Origin of the sequence: Kocuria sp. (genome assembly GCF_030538595.1) — a bacterium.
Lineage (GTDB): Bacteria > Actinomycetota > Actinomycetes > Actinomycetales > Micrococcaceae > Kocuria.
Window position 1 is genome coordinate 1 of sequence record NZ_JAUNTS010000021.1, and the last position, 15,412, is coordinate 15,412.

At 61.5% G+C, this 15,412-nt stretch carries 15 protein-coding genes; 7 read left to right on the forward strand and 8 right to left on the reverse strand.

What is annotated here, in order from left to right:
- Window positions 1–264: 264 nt before the first annotated feature.
- From Q4G32_RS13485 to hchA, 4 genes are read left to right on the forward strand one after another with little or no spacing between them, the layout of a single operon-like run.
- Window positions 265–909: a hypothetical protein gene (locus Q4G32_RS13485; protein ID WP_303352216.1), complete on the forward strand. Its 645-nt coding sequence runs from the start codon at window positions 265–267 to the stop codon at window positions 907–909.
- 34 nt (window positions 910–943) lie between these two features.
- The gene (locus Q4G32_RS14020; protein WP_368660403.1) at window positions 944–2,044 is read left to right on the forward strand and encodes an XRE family transcriptional regulator; all 1,101 of its coding nucleotides are present in this window, start codon (window positions 944–946) and stop codon (window positions 2,042–2,044) included.
- Between the two features lie 51 nt (window positions 2,045–2,095).
- Window positions 2,096–2,905 carry an SDR family oxidoreductase gene (locus tag Q4G32_RS13490; protein WP_303352217.1) on the forward strand — a complete coding sequence of 270 codons (810 nt, stop codon included), beginning with the start codon at window positions 2,096–2,098 and terminating at the stop codon, window positions 2,903–2,905.
- 54 nt (window positions 2,906–2,959) lie between these two features.
- Window positions 2,960–3,817, forward strand: a complete 858-nt coding sequence (gene hchA, locus Q4G32_RS13495; protein ID WP_303352219.1) for a glyoxalase III HchA — start codon at window positions 2,960–2,962, stop codon at window positions 3,815–3,817.
- Between the two features lie 9 nt (window positions 3,818–3,826).
- On the opposite strand, the gene Q4G32_RS13500 is transcribed toward hchA, so the two are convergent.
- The 7 genes from Q4G32_RS13500 to Q4G32_RS13530 form a co-directional block, all read right to left on the reverse strand.
- Window positions 3,827–4,684 carry a hypothetical protein gene (locus Q4G32_RS13500; protein ID WP_303352220.1) on the reverse strand — a complete coding sequence of 286 codons (858 nt, stop codon included), beginning with the start codon at window positions 4,682–4,684 and terminating at the stop codon, window positions 3,827–3,829.
- 206 nt (window positions 4,685–4,890) lie between these two features.
- Window positions 4,891–5,595 (reverse strand): DUF6318 family protein, encoded by a 705-nt coding sequence (locus Q4G32_RS13505; protein WP_303352222.1) that lies wholly within the window; start codon window positions 5,593–5,595, stop codon window positions 4,891–4,893.
- Window positions 5,596–5,736: 141 nt separating this feature from the next.
- Entirely contained in the window at window positions 5,737–7,173 is a 1,437-nt protein-coding gene (locus tag Q4G32_RS13510) for a dihydrolipoyl dehydrogenase family protein (RefSeq protein WP_303352223.1), read from the reverse strand.
- 217 nt (window positions 7,174–7,390) lie between these two features.
- A complete protein-coding gene (locus tag Q4G32_RS13515; RefSeq protein ID WP_303352224.1) occupies window positions 7,391–8,158 on the reverse strand; it encodes an alpha/beta hydrolase in 768 nt (255 codons plus the stop codon).
- Between the two features lie 45 nt (window positions 8,159–8,203).
- Complete coding sequence (locus Q4G32_RS13520) at window positions 8,204–9,448, reverse strand: kynureninase (protein WP_303352225.1); 1,245 nt, start codon at window positions 9,446–9,448, stop codon at window positions 8,204–8,206.
- Between the two features lie 11 nt (window positions 9,449–9,459).
- Window positions 9,460–10,347: a tryptophan 2,3-dioxygenase gene (gene kynA, locus Q4G32_RS13525; RefSeq protein WP_303352226.1), complete on the reverse strand. Its 888-nt coding sequence runs from the start codon at window positions 10,345–10,347 to the stop codon at window positions 9,460–9,462.
- A 114-nt stretch (window positions 10,348–10,461) separates the two neighbouring features.
- On the reverse strand, window positions 10,462–11,700 hold the full coding sequence (locus tag Q4G32_RS13530) for an NAD(P)/FAD-dependent oxidoreductase (protein WP_303352227.1): 1,239 nt from the start codon (window positions 11,698–11,700) through the stop codon (window positions 10,462–10,464).
- A gap of 120 nt (window positions 11,701–11,820) precedes the next feature.
- Here Q4G32_RS13530 and Q4G32_RS13535 point away from each other — a divergent pair, with 120 nt between their 5' ends.
- From Q4G32_RS13535 to Q4G32_RS13545, 3 genes are all read left to right on the forward strand, one after another.
- Entirely contained in the window at window positions 11,821–12,033 is a 213-nt protein-coding gene (locus Q4G32_RS13535) for an FBP domain-containing protein (protein WP_303352228.1), read from the forward strand.
- Window positions 12,030–13,571, forward strand: coding sequence for a protein adenylyltransferase SelO (locus Q4G32_RS13540; protein ID WP_303352229.1), 1,542 nt, complete (start codon window positions 12,030–12,032; stop codon window positions 13,569–13,571). Before Q4G32_RS13535 ends, Q4G32_RS13540 begins: the two co-directional genes overlap by 4 nt.
- A gap of 103 nt (window positions 13,572–13,674) precedes the next feature.
- The gene (locus Q4G32_RS13545; protein WP_303352230.1) at window positions 13,675–14,520 is read left to right on the forward strand and encodes a tryptophan-rich sensory protein; all 846 of its coding nucleotides are present in this window, start codon (window positions 13,675–13,677) and stop codon (window positions 14,518–14,520) included.
- Here the strand turns inward: Q4G32_RS13545 and Q4G32_RS13550 are convergent.
- Complete coding sequence (locus Q4G32_RS13550; RefSeq protein WP_303352231.1) at window positions 14,517–15,287, reverse strand: SDR family NAD(P)-dependent oxidoreductase; 771 nt, start codon at window positions 15,285–15,287, stop codon at window positions 14,517–14,519. The two genes, Q4G32_RS13545 and Q4G32_RS13550, sit on opposite strands and share 4 nt — an antisense overlap.
- Between the last annotated feature and the right edge of the window lie 125 nt (window positions 15,288–15,412).

Sequence of the window (15,412 nt, forward strand, 5' to 3'; positions counted from 1 at the left end):
GCTTCTGGAAGCCGGCGGGTTCAGACCGCGACTACACCCTGGATTGTGAAGAGCCCACAATCCAGCGCGGAGGTGGTGGATTTCTTCCGCAAGATGGACTCCCGGCGGCTGGTGGACATGTTGATGGAGTTCGGCCTGTACGACTCCGCACGTGAGCGTGGGAGCGCGGGGTAGGCACCGCAGCCTATGGCATCAGTTGCATGACATCTAGGCAGGTTTCACGCGTTGTCATATTATGACCTCAGTGCTCGAGGAGGTCATAATATGACAACGCGTGAAATGGCTTGGCTGGTAGAGCAGGAAGTCAAGAAACTGGCGTCTTCGTTGTACGAGGCGACATCCACTGGAGTTCAGGAAGCTCAGACGCGCTGCAGGGGCTGGAAGCATGAAACCTACCCGCACTTCAGGCCCCTCGTTGTGCGTATCGGACTTCGTGAGCATCTCGTGGCCACAGGGTTGCCTCCTGGGTGGGAAATCGCGGGCAACCCCGGGCTCATGGGGCAGGTCTATCTGAAGCACCCTGAACTGGGTGTCAAACTGCGCTTCCTCAAGGAAAGACGTAGCACGTATCCCGGTGGTGTCCCGGTCGCTGGGAAAAACCCCGCTCGGCGGCGAGCCTGGGAGCAGCCTCTCCCGGGCTTGGAGGTGCGACGGTTGCGCCCGGAACCGGAGGTAGAGTTCCTGCTGCTGTGGGATTACGTTGTCACCTCTCTGGGGGAGTTTCGGCTGCGCCTAGTCCATACGCTCGAGCCCGGGCGCTACGGGCAAGCGGTGAGGTGTGATGTTGATGTTGATATCCAACCCGGCGGTGAGTTGATAGGCGACTTCCAGTTCCGCGGTGGCGATGATGACCCTGACCTTTTTGGCGAGACAGAAGTAGAAATCGATCGAAGTGAGAACGGTGAATGACGTCCACGGACTGCATCTGCATGGCGACCGCTTGGTGGCCCTGCGGGACATTCATGGATTGAGTCAGACTGCCCTCGCTGAGCACCTTGGGGTCACCCAAAGCTTCTTGTCCCACATTGAGAAGGGCACCAAACCTCTTCCTGCAACGCTGGCAGTTGAAGCGAGTGCGGCCTTCGGCCTGCCGCTGAGCTTTTTTGCAGTGCCAGACGAACCAGCTGGTCGGTACACGTTTAGGAAGAAGGCTAGGGCAGGTGTTCGGGATGAGCGGCGCGTCCAGCGTCTCCATGATGAAGCATCCCGGCTCTTTCGGCATGTTTCAGTCGAGTCCAACTACCGACAAGTCCAGATGCCCTCCTTGGAAGAAATCAATTCAGACCCTGAGACTGCTGCTGAATGGGTGAGGGACCGTGCCGGTTTGGGTCCCAGCGATCCTGTGCCGAATGTGCTGCGGCTTATTGAAAGAATGGGCATTGGAGTCATTTGCGACCTGGACGACTCGCACGCGGCAGTCTCAGATCACGCGGGTATCTCTAGGTCTCACCCGGTTGTTGAGCGGCCGACTATTTCTTTACTCTCTCAGCACCGTGGGGACGTATTGCGAATGAGCGCAGGCCACGAGTTGGGGCATCTAATATTTGACCGCAACCTGACGTCTGTCATTAAGAGTACACGATCTCCTGAGGAGCGGCGAGCATTTAACTTTAGTGGAGCATTGCTCTTGCCTGAGCATATTGTCAGAAAACGCGTTTCGGAAACGCTACCGCTACAGGCTTACCTGCGTATTAAGGCTGACTACGGACTTTCTGTGGGGGCCATTTTGAAACGTGCAGAGGGTTTGGGGGTCATATCGGCTCAACGTTATCGGTCGCTATCGATTCAGTTGTCGAGCCAAGGTTGGCGGACGGAGGAACCCGTTGAGGTGAAGCCGGAGAGCCCTCGACTGCTTCACCAAGCATTGGAGCGTGTCTACGGCGACCCGTATGAGCAGGCTGCTAGTAGGGCGACGGGCGTTGCCCCTGCATGGATTCGGCGTTGGACCCAGCGGATGGATGACGATGCGAAAGCAGTCGACGAAACTAGCGGATCCGTGATTTCTCTAGCTGATCGACGCAGGGGCCTGGCGGCAGTCCGCTGATAGGGGATTCGGGCTGTCCTGTCTGTCCGACCCCGTGACACTCTTTACTACATGACTCACCACGTACTTCTGGTCGGCTGCGGGGACGTTGGCATCGCGCTGGGGCAGCGCCTCAGCGCACAAGGCTGGACCGCCTCCGGCATTCGCCGCTCCGCAGACAAGCTCCCTCAGGGCATCAACCCCATTTCCATGGACCTCACCAACCCGGGGGATCAAGACGTGCCGGGGGCGGACGGCGTCGTCATCACGCTCACGGCCGATGGCCGGGACGTTGAGGACTACCGCAGCACCTATCTGGGTGCGCTGCGCGGCCTGCACCAAGCAATGCAGACCAACGGTCTCCCGCCTCGAACGGTCCTGGTGTCCAGCACGGGAGTCCTGGGGGACACCGACGGCGCCACCCTGACCGAGGACGCCAAACCCCACCCCACCCGGGAGACCGCCAAAGTCCTCCTGGAAGCCGAGCACCTGGCCCAAGAACTGTTTCTCAACCTGGTGATCGTCCGGCCTGCCGGAATCTACGGCCCCGGCAGAACCTCTCTGATCAATCGGGTGAAGCAGGGCAGTCCCATGAATCACGCGCGCATCACCAATCGGATCCACCGTGATGATCTGGTGACCGTTCTGGCCAAGGTCCTGGAAGCCGAGCAGCCGCCGCAGTTGTTGCACGCCGTGGACACCGAACCTGCGAGCATGGGGGATGTGGCTGCCTTCATCGCTGAGCAGCTCAACGTGCCCATGCCCCCTGACAAGCCCGGAGGCAGTGAGGGCAAGACCCTGGACAGTACCCGCATGCAGCAGTTTGTGGGCGTGCTGGAATACCCCACTTACCGGGAGGGTTACCACTCTTTGCTGAGCTGACCTGAACTGCTCGGCACCAACTGCCCAACGGTAGACCACGAAAGGACGCCCACCATGAGCGATTCGCAAGACCGCACCCCCACCGCTGACCAGGCGGAGGACAACGCGTTTTTCCCTTCGCCGTATTCGCTGTCCCAGTACACCGCCAGCAAAACCAACTTTGACGGTCTGGCCACGGACCAGAAATATGCCGGCGGGCGCTGGAAGGTGCTGGTGATCGCCACGGACGAGCGTTACATGCCCATGCGCAACGGCACGTTCTTCTCTACCGGCAATCACCCCGTGGAAACGCTGCTGCCCATTCATCACATGGCGGAAGCCGGCTACGGAATTGACGTGGCCACTGTCAGCGGCGGGCCCGGAAAGTTGGAATGGTGGGCCTTTCCTCACGACGACGCCGCCGTCAAGTCCGCCTGGTCTCTCACCCAAGAGAGCTTTAAGTCCCCTCTCAAGCTGGCCGATGTGCTTGTTGACGGGTTGGACGACTACGCAGCGATTTTCATCCCCGGTGGGCACGGTGCCATGAACGGTCTGCCCTCCAGCCCCGAGTTGCGGGACGCCTTGGAGTTCTTCCTGGCCAATGACCGCTTGATCATCACCTTGTGCCACGGACCGGCTGGTCTTTTGGCGGCCGGTGTTGGGCGTGAAGCCAACCCCTTTGCCGGGTACAAGACGGTGGCCTTCCCGGACTCTTTGGATTTCGGCGCCAACATTGAGATCGGCTACCTACCGGGCGAGATGCCGTGGGCTCTGGGTGAAGCCTTGGAGCAGGCAGGCATTGAGGTCACCAACTCCGACATGACCGGTGCCACCCTCCGTGACCGCAACCTACTGAGCGGTGACAGTCCGCTGGCTGCTCACCAACTTGGCAAAGACTCCGCCTTGGCGCTGTTGGAGAAGTTCGGGGATTGAGGTCTTAGTTCAGCAGCCGGCGCCATGGGGGTTTTGGATGCAGTCATCAGCATAGTTACGCACCTTCGCCCGCCACACGGAGAGCTCCACCGGGGTGCTGGTCACCGTGGAAGTACCCTCCACAGCCAACCAAGGCCCACCAGCCACGGAATACTCACCCTCAAAAACAGTGGCCAGGGTGACCTGTACATCCCCGGTCTCGGTGTACCGGTGACTGGTATCAGTCACCGTGTCCCACTGGTCCTCATCCAACGGGTACCCCGACAGCGGTGTAGGACCAAAAGAAGCACCGTCACCGTAATCCCAGGCGTACTCGATGGGGTAGACCCGCACGGTGACGGGGTATCCGGCCAGGGTGGTGGTGAATTCCTGGGCTGTGGCTTCTGCGTAGACGTTGGTGTTGTAGTTGATCAACGTGTGCGGGGCAGGTTCCACCACGGAAACCGCTGCGGCGATGTCCAAGCGTTGGAGATCGTTGACGGTGAATACGGGGAGGGGCATGGACCCTGATTCCGGGACCTCACCGGCAGGCAGGCACAGAGGACGGGAAACCCGTTGGGTGTTTGATCCTTGATCGACCTCAACGTAATAGTTCTGCCCGGTGGAACCATCCTCCATGGTGCAAGACTCTTGTTCCTGACATGCCTGTTGGTCTGGGGCGTCTGCGCAGGTGTCGACCACGGCGTACTGGCCAGAGCCAGCGTCTGGGAGGTTACTACTGCGCACACCAGAGGCTTCGCGTTCTTGGTCGATCACAGCCGTGGTGTACTGCACGAGATTCGCTTCGTATTCCTGCAGGGTTAGGGCCCGACCGCCTCCTGCGGACTCCGCGGAGGCCACAGCACCTTCAGCGATATCTACATTCATCGAGCCAGTACCAGATGAAGCAGGTACCCCACGCCGAGAGTCAGATCCCCGCACGACCACAGACTCACCATCAGCCTGCGCACTCGTCACAGGTGCGTCAATCATCCCTAGATCTGATGCAAATTCAGGAGGAGCAGTCTCACCTGATTGGGGGTAACACACTATTAATAGGAGCGCGATGAATGATGTGAGAACCTTGATCTTCATCATAATGCTGGCCCGGTGGTTACAAATACCCATGCGTCGTCACGGAAGTCGAGATAAACAGTGACTTTGTCGTGGCTGTGGTCAGCTGCCTCTTTAGTCATCGTAGGTTGGCCCTGGTCGTCCCAGAACGTCAAACCTTCAAAATCTAGCCTGGCCTGGATTGCATATACTTCGTATCGCGAATCTACAGACAGCGCATCTGATTCTACGGAAAACGACTCTCGACCAGATGATCCCCATCCACCAGCCTTGTAATGACTGTCAATCGTATCGAAATCATTGATGCACGATTCGCACTGTTCGGCGGTGATCTCACGAGCAAAGGATGTATCGCCTGTTTGCATGGCGTAAGCCCGAGCATCCGACAGGTAATCCAAAAACGCCTGCGCGCCCTCAACAGACTCCTCATCCGCCAGAGCGGGTTTGGTGGGCTCCGGCACGTTCTGGGCAGGGCCCTCAGCAGAAGCCTCCACGTACTCACCACCAGTAGCAGAGGCAGACCCACCAGCAGACCCCGAAGCAGAAGCAGAGGTAGTCGAAGGATCACCACCACCACCGGCGGCGTCGTTGGTGTCACCACAACCGGTGAGGACACCTGCCAATAAGAGGACAGCTGAAGCTGTGAACACAGCAGAACGAGCAGACACTGGCAGACGACCCCCAAACAAAGAACCAAACCTGCTCACCGCCAGATGGACGGTCACCAGGATGAACGTGCCTCGACCCTAAACAACCAACACCTGGCCAGGGAACTCAGACCAAAAATCTGTGGAAAACCAGACCGAAAACCCCGTCACGCACCGTCATCACAGACCGATTCATGAATTGCTGGCACAGGGTGGGGCTCACCGCAGCTCTGTCGGCAGTCCCTCCAGCAACGGCAGCCACAATTCGGATACGGCGGGGAAACTGGGGATCGCATGGCGCAGTACGTGAACGGGCACCCCGCCCGTGATGGCCACCGTGGCGGCATGAAGTTGCTCGGCAGCATCGGGCCCCACAAAGGTGGCACCCACAAGAACCCCCGTGGAGCGATCCACCACAATCTTGGCGGCCCCGCTCACGGAGTCCTGCAGCAGAGCGGTACCGGCAGCTGCGTTGTATGGCACCTGGGAGACCACAACATCCACTCCGTCCTGACGTGCCTGCGCCTCGGTCCTGCCCACCATCGCCGCTTGGGGCTGCGTGAAAACTGCCTGGGGGACCGGAACCACATCCGGGGCGGGGTGGTCGGATACCCCACCGGCATCAGCTGCCAACCGGGTTCCCAGCACACGGGCGTGGTATTTGCCCACGTGAGTCAGGGGAGCAGTGCCGGTGGCATCCCCAACAGCATGCAACCAGTCAGGGAGCTCGCCGGACAGAACGGCGTCAGCGGACACTCCCACAGCGTCCAGTCCTACGGCGTCCAGGGAGGGGCGCCGCCCCGTGGCCACCAGAATTTCCTCCGCTTCCACGGTGGATTCGTCGCTCAACGTCAGAGACACCGGTCCTCCGTGGAGTCGCCCAAGTCCCGTAGTGGCAGCATTTGGTCGATTCGCCCCACGCACCTCCGTGCCGAACCGCACTTCCACACCGCGCTGCCGTAGAGCCTGTGTAGCCCGTGTCCCCCGCAGAGACTGGGCCACGGCACCCCCCGCAAACTCCTCCCAGCCGGAGAGCAAACGGTCACCGCGAACCAACATGGTCACGCGAGATCCCAGCGCGGCCATCCAGGTGGCAGCTTCGCAGGCCACTACGCCGCCTCCCACGATCACAAGGTGCGCCGGGATTTCCCGCACCCCGGTGGCATCACGTGAGGTCCAGGGCTCCACATCCTGGAACACGGGCGGAATGATCGGCGAACTTCCGGTGGCGATCACAACGGCCCGGCGGGCCTCCAGAAGCATGTGGTCATCAACCTGGACCAGACGTTCACCCACCAACTTCCCGTGCCCCCGCACCACGGAAACCCCAGCGTGGGCAGCCCAGGTGAGTTGACCGGCGTCGTCGTAGTCTGAAACCCACGTGTCCCGGCGGGCCAGTAAACCCGGAACGTCCACGGCGGCATCCGTGACCCCGGGTAGGTCCAGGGTGGTGTCTGCCACCGCTACGGGGCGCAGCAGCGCCTTGCTGGGAATGCATGCATAATACGAACACTCGCCGCCCAGAAGTTCGTGCTCCACCAGCGTTACGGAGAGCCCACCTTCCACGGCATATTGGGCCACCACCTCACCCACGGGTCCGGCGCCGATGACGACGACGTCCGTGGCAGTCCGCTGTTCATGCTTCTCTCCGGTCATGCCTTTGACGCTACGCGCGTTGTCAATGCCCTATCGCCGCGCCGCCACGTCAGGGCCCAGACCATATGGATTTGGGCGTGCTTGGTGACGCTAAGCTCACGACGGCGTCTCCCGGGTTGAGTTCGCTGAACCCCTCACCAAAGTGCCGCAGGTGATCGGTGCACTGCGACTGACAGGGGAGTACGACTACCACTGCACATCGTGTGCCCGGGATCGTTCAGGGGCGCAGCGCGGCCGCCACGGCGGGGAAGAACCGCGACGCCGGATCAATCACGTCAAAGTGCTCCGCGCCTTCCAACTCCAACCGGGTGGCTGGAAAGTCCCGTGAGTAGTTGATGTCCACGGTGGCGTCATCCGTGCCGTGCAGCACCAACACATCCACACGCGGCGGAATCTGGGCCGCACGGGAACGCGGGTCCTCTTGCAGGTAGGCGGAGGGGCTGTTGTCCGGATGCACACCCATGTAATCAAGGACTGCACCGCGGGCCAGGCCCAGCCGTGCTTCCCGGACAAGATCGGTGATCGGGGCAAGAGCACGCACTGCCACGGGTGGCCCTTGGGGCGAACAGTGGCTGGCCCAGGCCAAGGCCAGGCATCCACCGGCCGAGTGACCGGCAACCACCAGGTCCACTTGTGGTTTTAACCGGGCGATGAACTGGCGTATGGCTCGGGAGACGTCCTCCAGTGTGTGCGGGTGCCCACCGGTGCTGGCTTCACCGTCTGCGCCGGCGCGACGGTATTCCACCAGGCCCACCACCGATCCACCATCCGCCAGAGCACGGGCCATGGGGCGAGCATGGCTCAGGTTGATGCTCTCCCGGAAGTATCCACCGTGCAGGAAAACCACCGCGTTGGCGGCCCCGTTCGGGGTTCCGTAGACCTCCACGAACTGGGACGGATCTGATCCGTACGTGAACCGATCAGTCATCCCGGAGGTGTCAGCGGCCTGCTCCAACAGCTTGGCCAAGTGCTGCTCCTCATTCACTGAAAACCATTTTCATCAGTGTGTATGTTGGAAGTAGCATGTATGTCATGCGGGATTCTCCGTCACGGCCCTCAGCGCGTCCAGGATGGCAACCACTCCCAGCCGGGTTTCCTCAAAGCTGGTGGACAGCGGCGATAGTCCCAACCTCAATCCATTGGGTCGGCGGAAGTCCGGAATCACACCCCGCTCCCACAGCTGCGGCAAAATCTCTTCAAAAGAATCATGAAGCACAGTCAGATGCCCGCCCCGGACTCCTGCGTCCCGCGGAGAACCCAGCCTGACACCCAGGGGAGCCAGCAGAGCGTCGTAGAGTTCCAGCGCGTAATCGGTGAGCGCAACGGACTTGGCACGTATGGCGGGCACACCGGCCTGTTCGATCATCCCCAAGGACTCCGCCAGCGGCAGCATGGACATGATGGAGGGGGTGCCGCTGATGAAGCGGCGGATACCGGCATCAGCCTGGTACTGCGGACCCATCTGGAAAGCGTTGGCTGCGCCCATCCATCCCTGAATGGGCTGCTGCATCTGCGTAATCAATTCTGAGCGCACATACCCAAAGGCAGCCGAACCGGGACCACCATTGAGGTACTTGTACGTGCACCCGGCCGCAAGATCCACACCCCAAGCATCCAGGTTGATTTCCATGACTCCGGCGGAATGGCAAAGGTCCCATAGGGCCAGTGCACCGACGTCGTGCGTGATGCCGGTGATCGCGGCAACGTCACTGAGGTACCCGGAGCGGTAGGCCACCTGGCTCAGAAGCACCAGAGCCGTGCGTTCGTTGACCACCTGAGCCACCTGCTCAGGGGTCACACCGGCAGCGGGGTCTGGTTCAATCCAACGGACGGTGAGCCCACGGTCAGCGGCAATTCCCTGCACCAGATACCTGTCCGTGGGGAAATTGTCCGTGTCCACCACCAGCTCCGTGCGGTCCGGGCGGGCTGTGAGCGCTGCGTGAATGAGCTTGTAAAGGATCACGGTGGTGGATTCACCCATGAACGTCTGCCCGGGTGCGCTGCCCAGCACAGCTGATCCAAGGCGATCGCCCAGGGTCAGAGGCAAGTCAAACCACCCTTCATCCCACCCCCGAATCAGACGATCTCCCCACTCGTCAGCAGCAAATCCCTGTAATCGTCGGTCTGCCGCAAGCGTGGGCCTACCCAGTGAATTTCCATCCAGGTAGGCCACCAGCTGAGGGTTGGGCACAAACTCATGCCGGAATGCCGCCAGCGAATCTGCAGCATCCAGTTCCGCCGCGTACCGAGTACTGGCAACCTCCGCAGTTTTCATGGGGTCCATGTTCACCGTGCGCCATCTCCGCTCTGGTTGCCGATCTCCGTGCGCACCGCAAAAAGCTCCGGGAAGAACGTCAGATCCAGTGCTTTCTGCAAGAACCCCACACCGCTGGAGCCTCCTGTGCCACGCTTCCACCCGATGATGCGCATCACCGTGCGCAGGTGGCGGAACCTCCAGACCTGGAAGTTCTCCTCCAAATCCACCAGTTCCTCGCAGGTTTCATAAATGGTCCAGTTGGTCTCCGGTGAGGTGTAAATCTGCTGAAAAACAGCCAGTAGCTCAGCGCTGAAGGTATGAGCCACGCGCACGTTCCGGGTGAGGAGATCATCCGGAATCGCATAGCCGCGGCGCGCCAGGTAGTGCAGAAACTCGTCGTACAGGCTGGGCCGATTCAACAGCGACTCCAGAGTGGTGCGGGAGGAGGGGTCGGCGTCGAAAATTTCCAGCATCCCGGCATTCTTGTTGCCCAGCAGGAATTCGACGGCGCGGTACTGCCAGGACTGGAAACCTGACGAATTACCCAGGTCAGCCCGGAATTCCACGTATTCCGACGGTGTCAGGGTGGCCAAAACAGACCACTGCTCCGTGAGTGTGCGCTGAATGTGTTTGACCCGGGCAATACGTTTGAGGGCCTGCTGCAGCTTGTCCTCCCGGATCAGCTGACAGGCCGATTCCAGTTCGTGAACAACCAGCTTGAGCCACAACTCGGTGGTCTGATGCTGGATGATGAACAGCATCTCATCGTGATGCTCGGGGGAGCTGACGGGGTGCTGAGCGGTGAGTAAACGCTCCAAATCCAGGTAGGCGCCGTAGGACATGCGCTCGCTGAAATCGCGCTGAATTCCGGCTTCAAGGTCGCGTTCATTCTTGTCCGCGTGGTGTTGGGGGGTCATACCCCTACGGTAGGCCACAGCAGCACGCCCGCCTTCCAGCGGTATCCCCGAGCAATCCGGTCAGGCTGCGGCGTGGATGTCCCAGGGAGCCCCGATTTTCCTGGTGGACGTGCATCAGTCGATAGGCCACGTGCGCCGGTGATCAGCCAGATCCAAAATTGCTTGGCGATCGTCCACAGGCGGGTAAATCCACTCGGTGTTGATCTGCGACTTGAGCGCTTTGGCCTCCTGGCCGGTCATCTGCACCTCGCGGTCCCACCCGGTGGTGAACACCGCCTCACCCGGACCCAAGTCCAAGCAGGTCACGTACTGGTCCGGGGCGAACTCCGCTGTTTCACGGCCCAGGAGATCGGCGGCAACATTGTGCCCCGCGTGTTTGCCCAGAGGTACCGCATGTTGGCACGCCTGCATGGCCAGATGTTCGGCATCCGCCTGGGCGGCGGCACAGTCACCGGTTGCATAAACATCCGGAACACCGATGACCCGCAAGGTGCTGTCCACCACCAACCGGCCCAGCTTGTCCCGCTCGCCGGGAACCTGATCCGTCAAAGAGCTGGCACGCATACCTGCGGTCCAAATCACCGTGGATGCGGGGATCACCTCCCCACCGGTCAAGGTCACGGATTCTGTGGTCAACGATTCAACGGATGCACCTTGGCGTACCTCAACACCGTGCTGATCCAATGCCGCCGCAATGGTGGGGCGCGGGCCTTCACCCAGCGGGGCAGCCAGTTCCTCCGCGCGGTCCACCAGGATCACCCGCACAGGATGATCACCGGCCACCTCCGCCAACCGACGCGGAAGTTCCGTGGCAACCTCCAAGCCCGTGAATCCGCCACCAACCACCACAGCGGTGAACTGGCCGGGGTGGTGGGACTCCGTGGGCGCATCGGATCCATCCGTGTGATCGGCCCAACGGCCCAAATTGTTGATGTGTGCGTGGAGTCGCGCAGCAGCAGGCATGGAATCCACGTCAAACAGATGCTCCGACCCTTGGAGCTGCGGGCGCACCAGAGAACTACCCGCAGCCAGCACCAAACGGTCATAGGGCAGTTGCACCACACGAGCTTCCCGGTCCAGAGCGGTCACGGTGTGATCCACCGTGTTGATCTCAGTCACGGTGGCTGCCACGCGCTTCACACCAATGGGTCCGAGCGTGCGATCCAGGGGTACGCGCATGGACTGAGGATCATCTTCATAGAGACGGGGCCGGATCACCAGGTCATCATTGGGTGCCACCACCGTGACCTGGATGGGGTCAGCATTTCCGCCATGGAGCTCCGCCTGACGGACAATGCCCGCTGCCGTCCACACCCCTGCAAAGCCTGCACCCACCACAACTACCTTGGTCATCTGCAACTCCTCCTCATCTGCGGAAAACCTTGGGTAAGGGTGCAGACGGGGCTGCATGCGTTGCAGCGTCACCCATACCTAGAGTTTTTGCCGGTCACCTCATGGTTGACTGTGGGAACCATGCTCACACACACCGAGTCCGCCATCCGCAAGAGCTTTGTGAATTGCTCCACGGGCGAAGCTCAACGCCTGAATTCGCCCTCTGACTTGCTGGAGAACATGGAGGACCGCCTGTCCCTGGCCTGGATTGATCCCCCGCCCCCGCACGCAGTGGACGGATGGCGGACAACGTGCGGATCGTTGATTCAGCGTGAGGTCAACCAGCAGTCATGACCGCTCAGTCCCACCGCCACTCGATCCGTTTGGAGAGCACCTACGCCCAGACGGTCCCGCAGCTTTCAGTTCCCTGGCCCGCAGGGGTTGAGCCGGAATCGCTGGTGGTTCTCAACAGTCAGCTGGCCGGTGAACTCGGCTTGGACCCAGCCTTTCTGCGTTCGCACACTGGGTTGGCCTGGCTCAGCGGCACCGCTGTTCCTGGTTCGGCAGAACCGGACGCGCAGGACAGCGGCTCAGCCCATACCGAAACCCTCACCACCTATGCCCAGGCTTACGCAGGGCATCAATTCGGGAGTTTTGTGCCGCAACTCGGGGATGGCCGCGCGGTTCTGTTGGGAGAAATGACCTCCGCCAGTGGCCGCGTTGATCTGCACCTCAAAGGCAGCGGCCGAACACCGTTCTCCCGCGGTGGTGACGGCAAAGCCCCCTTGGGACCCATGCTGCGGGAGTACCTGGTGGGAGAGGCCATGCAGGCTCTGGGCATCCCCACCACCCGCGGATTGGCCGTGATGACAACCGGAGAGCAGATCCAACGGCGCCAACCAGATCTGGAACCAGGCGCCATACTGACCCGCGTTGCCGCAAGTCACCTGCGCGTGGGCACCTTCCAGTTCGCCGCGGTGCACCATCCCCTGGAGATCAGGCGCGCCCTGGCGGACTACACCATCCAACGCCACTGGCCGGCGGCCGCACGTGCGCACAACCCCTACGTCGAGCTCTTGCGATGTGTGACCCACGCTCAAGCCCGCCTGGTGGCGCAGTGGATGCTGGTTGGGTTTGTGCACGGGGTGATGAACACGGACAACATGACCATGTCCGGGGAAGGCATTGATTACGGCCCGTGCGCGTTCATTGACACCTTCACCCGTTCGGCGGTCTTCAGCTCCATTGACCGCGGGGCACGCTACGCGTTCAACAACCAGCCGGGCATTGCCCTGTGGAACCTGTCCCGCTTTGCAGAGACTTTGATTGACCTGATCGCAGACGCAGACGCCGACGCCGATCCCGACACCGCCGTCGACGCAGCCACCCACGTGTTGAGAGAGTTCGAGTCCCAGTACAGTACCGCGTTGGCTTGCGGCTTTGCCGCCAAACTGGGGGTCAACCTGGGGGAGTCACCAGAGGCCAAAGTTCTCACCCAGTTCCGCGCTTTTGTGGAGCAGACCTTTGACCTGATGGAAAACACCGGGCAGGACTTCACCCTCTTCTTCCGAGCAATTGCCGAAGCCCGCCAGACCGTACCGATGGATTCCCCGGAGCTGTCCGCCTGGCAGGCCCAGCGGCAGCGATTGATCGAACGATGGGCCCCGGATGGCCAGGCGGACCCTGCGTTGATGCAACGCAACAACCCCGTCTACATCCCGCGCAATCACCATCTGGAACAAGCCTTGGCCCAAGCTGAACGCGGAGATCTGGCTGAGTTCAACCACCTTCTGGCTGCCGTTCAGGAGCCATTCGTGCGCAGGGAAGGCTTCAGCCACCTGGAGCAGCCGGGATCAACGTCAGCGGATTTTGTCACCTTCTGCGGAACCTGAGCGCCCCACCAGCGCTGCTCCTGTGGGTTAGATGCCCTTGTGGCGTCAGACCCGGCGCATAGGGTGGTCTCAGACCAATAGTTCGCTATTCGTAGGAGTTACCTTGTCACCCGCTCAGCAGGACCACGCCGTCGTATCGCCACCACACAGCGACTCCGTGGATCCCAAGACGCAGCTGTTCCCTGCCATCGTGACGTTTTTTGCCGTTGTGGTGGCCATCTTCGGTGCCTTCTTGGGCAGCGGAGCCGTAGGAGGACAGGGGGTCACGGAGGCCGCGGGCGGCTGGCTTGATGCCGATGCCACCCCCATTGCCCCCGCTTCCTCCGCCTTCAGCATCTGGTCCGTTGTCTACCTGGGTCTGGCGGTTTACGGCATCTGGCAGCTGAGCCGGACTGCCCGTGGTTCTGAACGGCAGCGGCGCCTGCGCCCGTGGATCGCCGGGTCTGCCCTCCTCAACGCCGCGTGGCTGGGTGTGGTTGGTCTTGATTCCCTGCTGGGCAGCGTGGCGGTGATTCTGGTCTTGCTGCTGGTTCTGATCCGGACCCTGCTGCTGATGATGTCCACGCGGACCAGCGGTTGGGTGGAGACACTGCTGGTGGACGGCACCATGGGCCTGTACCTTGGCTGGGTGTGCGTGGCAGTGGCCGCCAACATCACGGCCTGGTTGGCAGGCGGAGTGGGCTTGGCCGGATTCAGCGGCTGGGAGTTGGCCACGGTGGCGATCATCACCGTGGCTGCGTTGATCGCCAATGGGTTGGCGATTTTCACGCGGGGTCGCTTGGCTCCTGCCCTGGCCACTGCGTGGGGCTTGGCGTGGATTGCAGTGGCTCGCACGGAGGGCCAGTTCCAGTCACCCATTCTGGTGTGGGTGGCCGGTGTGGCTTCAGCGGCGGTGCTGGTGGGCGTCGTCGTCGCTCGGCTGAGGCGCGGCTCCGCACCACGTGACTAGGAGGGTTTGCTGTCCTTGGCAAAACGGCGGGCCTTCACCTGCTCCGGCAGGAGCTTGTTCACGACGGCGGCCCTACGGGTTTTCGCATCCCCTCCAATCACGTGGTCCCTACCCGCAAAGAGTGCGTCCAGGCCACGCCGAGCCACCAGGGCAGGATCGTTCTTCCAGTCATTGGAGCCGAACACCGTGTTGCCCATCCCGGCGGTCTGGTGAAAATCGGTGGCGGTGGCACCGGGCAGCAGAGCGGTCACGGTGACGCCGTACTCACGCATCTCTTGGCGTAGACCCTCGGCAAAACTGAACATGAAGGCCCGAGTGGGACCGTAGATGGATTCGTACGGTGTGGGGGTCAGGGCAGACATGGATGTTGTGATCAGAATGCGCCCATGCCGCTGCTCGGCCAGCTTGCGCACCACGCGCTTGGCCAGCCGCACCTGGGAAGTGATGTTGAGCGCAATCATCTGCTCTTCTTCGGCCAGGTCTGTGTCCAGGAAAGCGCCACCCAGACTTTTGCCCGCATTCAGTGCGACGACGTCGATCTGCCTCCCCAACGCCTCTACCTCCGACCACACGTGTGCCACGCCCTCTTCGGTGGCCAAATCCGCCTGGATGGGCAGAACCTGCACATGAGGCAGTTTGTCCGGAAGTTCGTGGATGCGCCGGCCGACACCGACCCCGGCAATGTCATGGCCACGTTCGGCCAACTGCCGAGCCAGTTCAAAGCCAATACCTGCGGAGGCTCCGGTGATCAGGGCAAGTTTGTTCATGATTCGATCCTCCACCGCGTAGGGTCCAGCGGCAACCCGGTGCTGTTCCGTGAACTTTCCCCCCATCAGTGAGTTGTGGCGCCCCCCCCCCCCGGGGGGGGGGCCCCCCCCCCGGGGGGGGGGGG

Excerpts from the sequence above, each read along its gene's own strand:
- Q4G32_RS13490 (WP_303352217.1), top strand. The coding sequence starts at position 2,096 with ATGACTCACCACGTACTTCTGGTCGGCTGCGGGGACGTTGGCATCGCG.
- Q4G32_RS13550 (WP_303352231.1), bottom strand. The coding sequence starts at position 15,287 with ATGAACAAACTTGCCCTGATCACCGGAGCCTCCGCAGGTATTGGCTTT.
- Q4G32_RS13540 (WP_303352229.1), top strand. The coding sequence starts at position 12,030 with ATGACCGCTCAGTCCCACCGCCACTCGATCCGTTTGGAGAGCACCTAC.
- Q4G32_RS13485 (WP_303352216.1), top strand. The coding sequence starts at position 265 with ATGACAACGCGTGAAATGGCTTGGCTGGTAGAGCAGGAAGTCAAGAAA.
- Q4G32_RS13535 (WP_303352228.1), top strand. The coding sequence starts at position 11,821 with ATGCTCACACACACCGAGTCCGCCATCCGCAAGAGCTTTGTGAATTGC.
- Q4G32_RS13520 (WP_303352225.1), bottom strand. The coding sequence starts at position 9,448 with ATGAAAACTGCGGAGGTTGCCAGTACTCGGTACGCGGCGGAACTGGAT.
- kynA (WP_303352226.1), bottom strand. The coding sequence starts at position 10,347 with ATGACCCCCCAACACCACGCGGACAAGAATGAACGCGACCTTGAAGCC.
- Q4G32_RS13510 (WP_303352223.1), bottom strand. The coding sequence starts at position 7,173 with ATGACCGGAGAGAAGCATGAACAGCGGACTGCCACGGACGTCGTCGTC.
- Q4G32_RS13500 (WP_303352220.1), bottom strand. The coding sequence starts at position 4,684 with ATGAATGTAGATATCGCTGAAGGTGCTGTGGCCTCCGCGGAGTCCGCA.
- hchA (WP_303352219.1), top strand. The coding sequence starts at position 2,960 with ATGAGCGATTCGCAAGACCGCACCCCCACCGCTGACCAGGCGGAGGAC.
- Q4G32_RS13530 (WP_303352227.1), bottom strand. The coding sequence starts at position 11,700 with ATGACCAAGGTAGTTGTGGTGGGTGCAGGCTTTGCAGGGGTGTGGACG.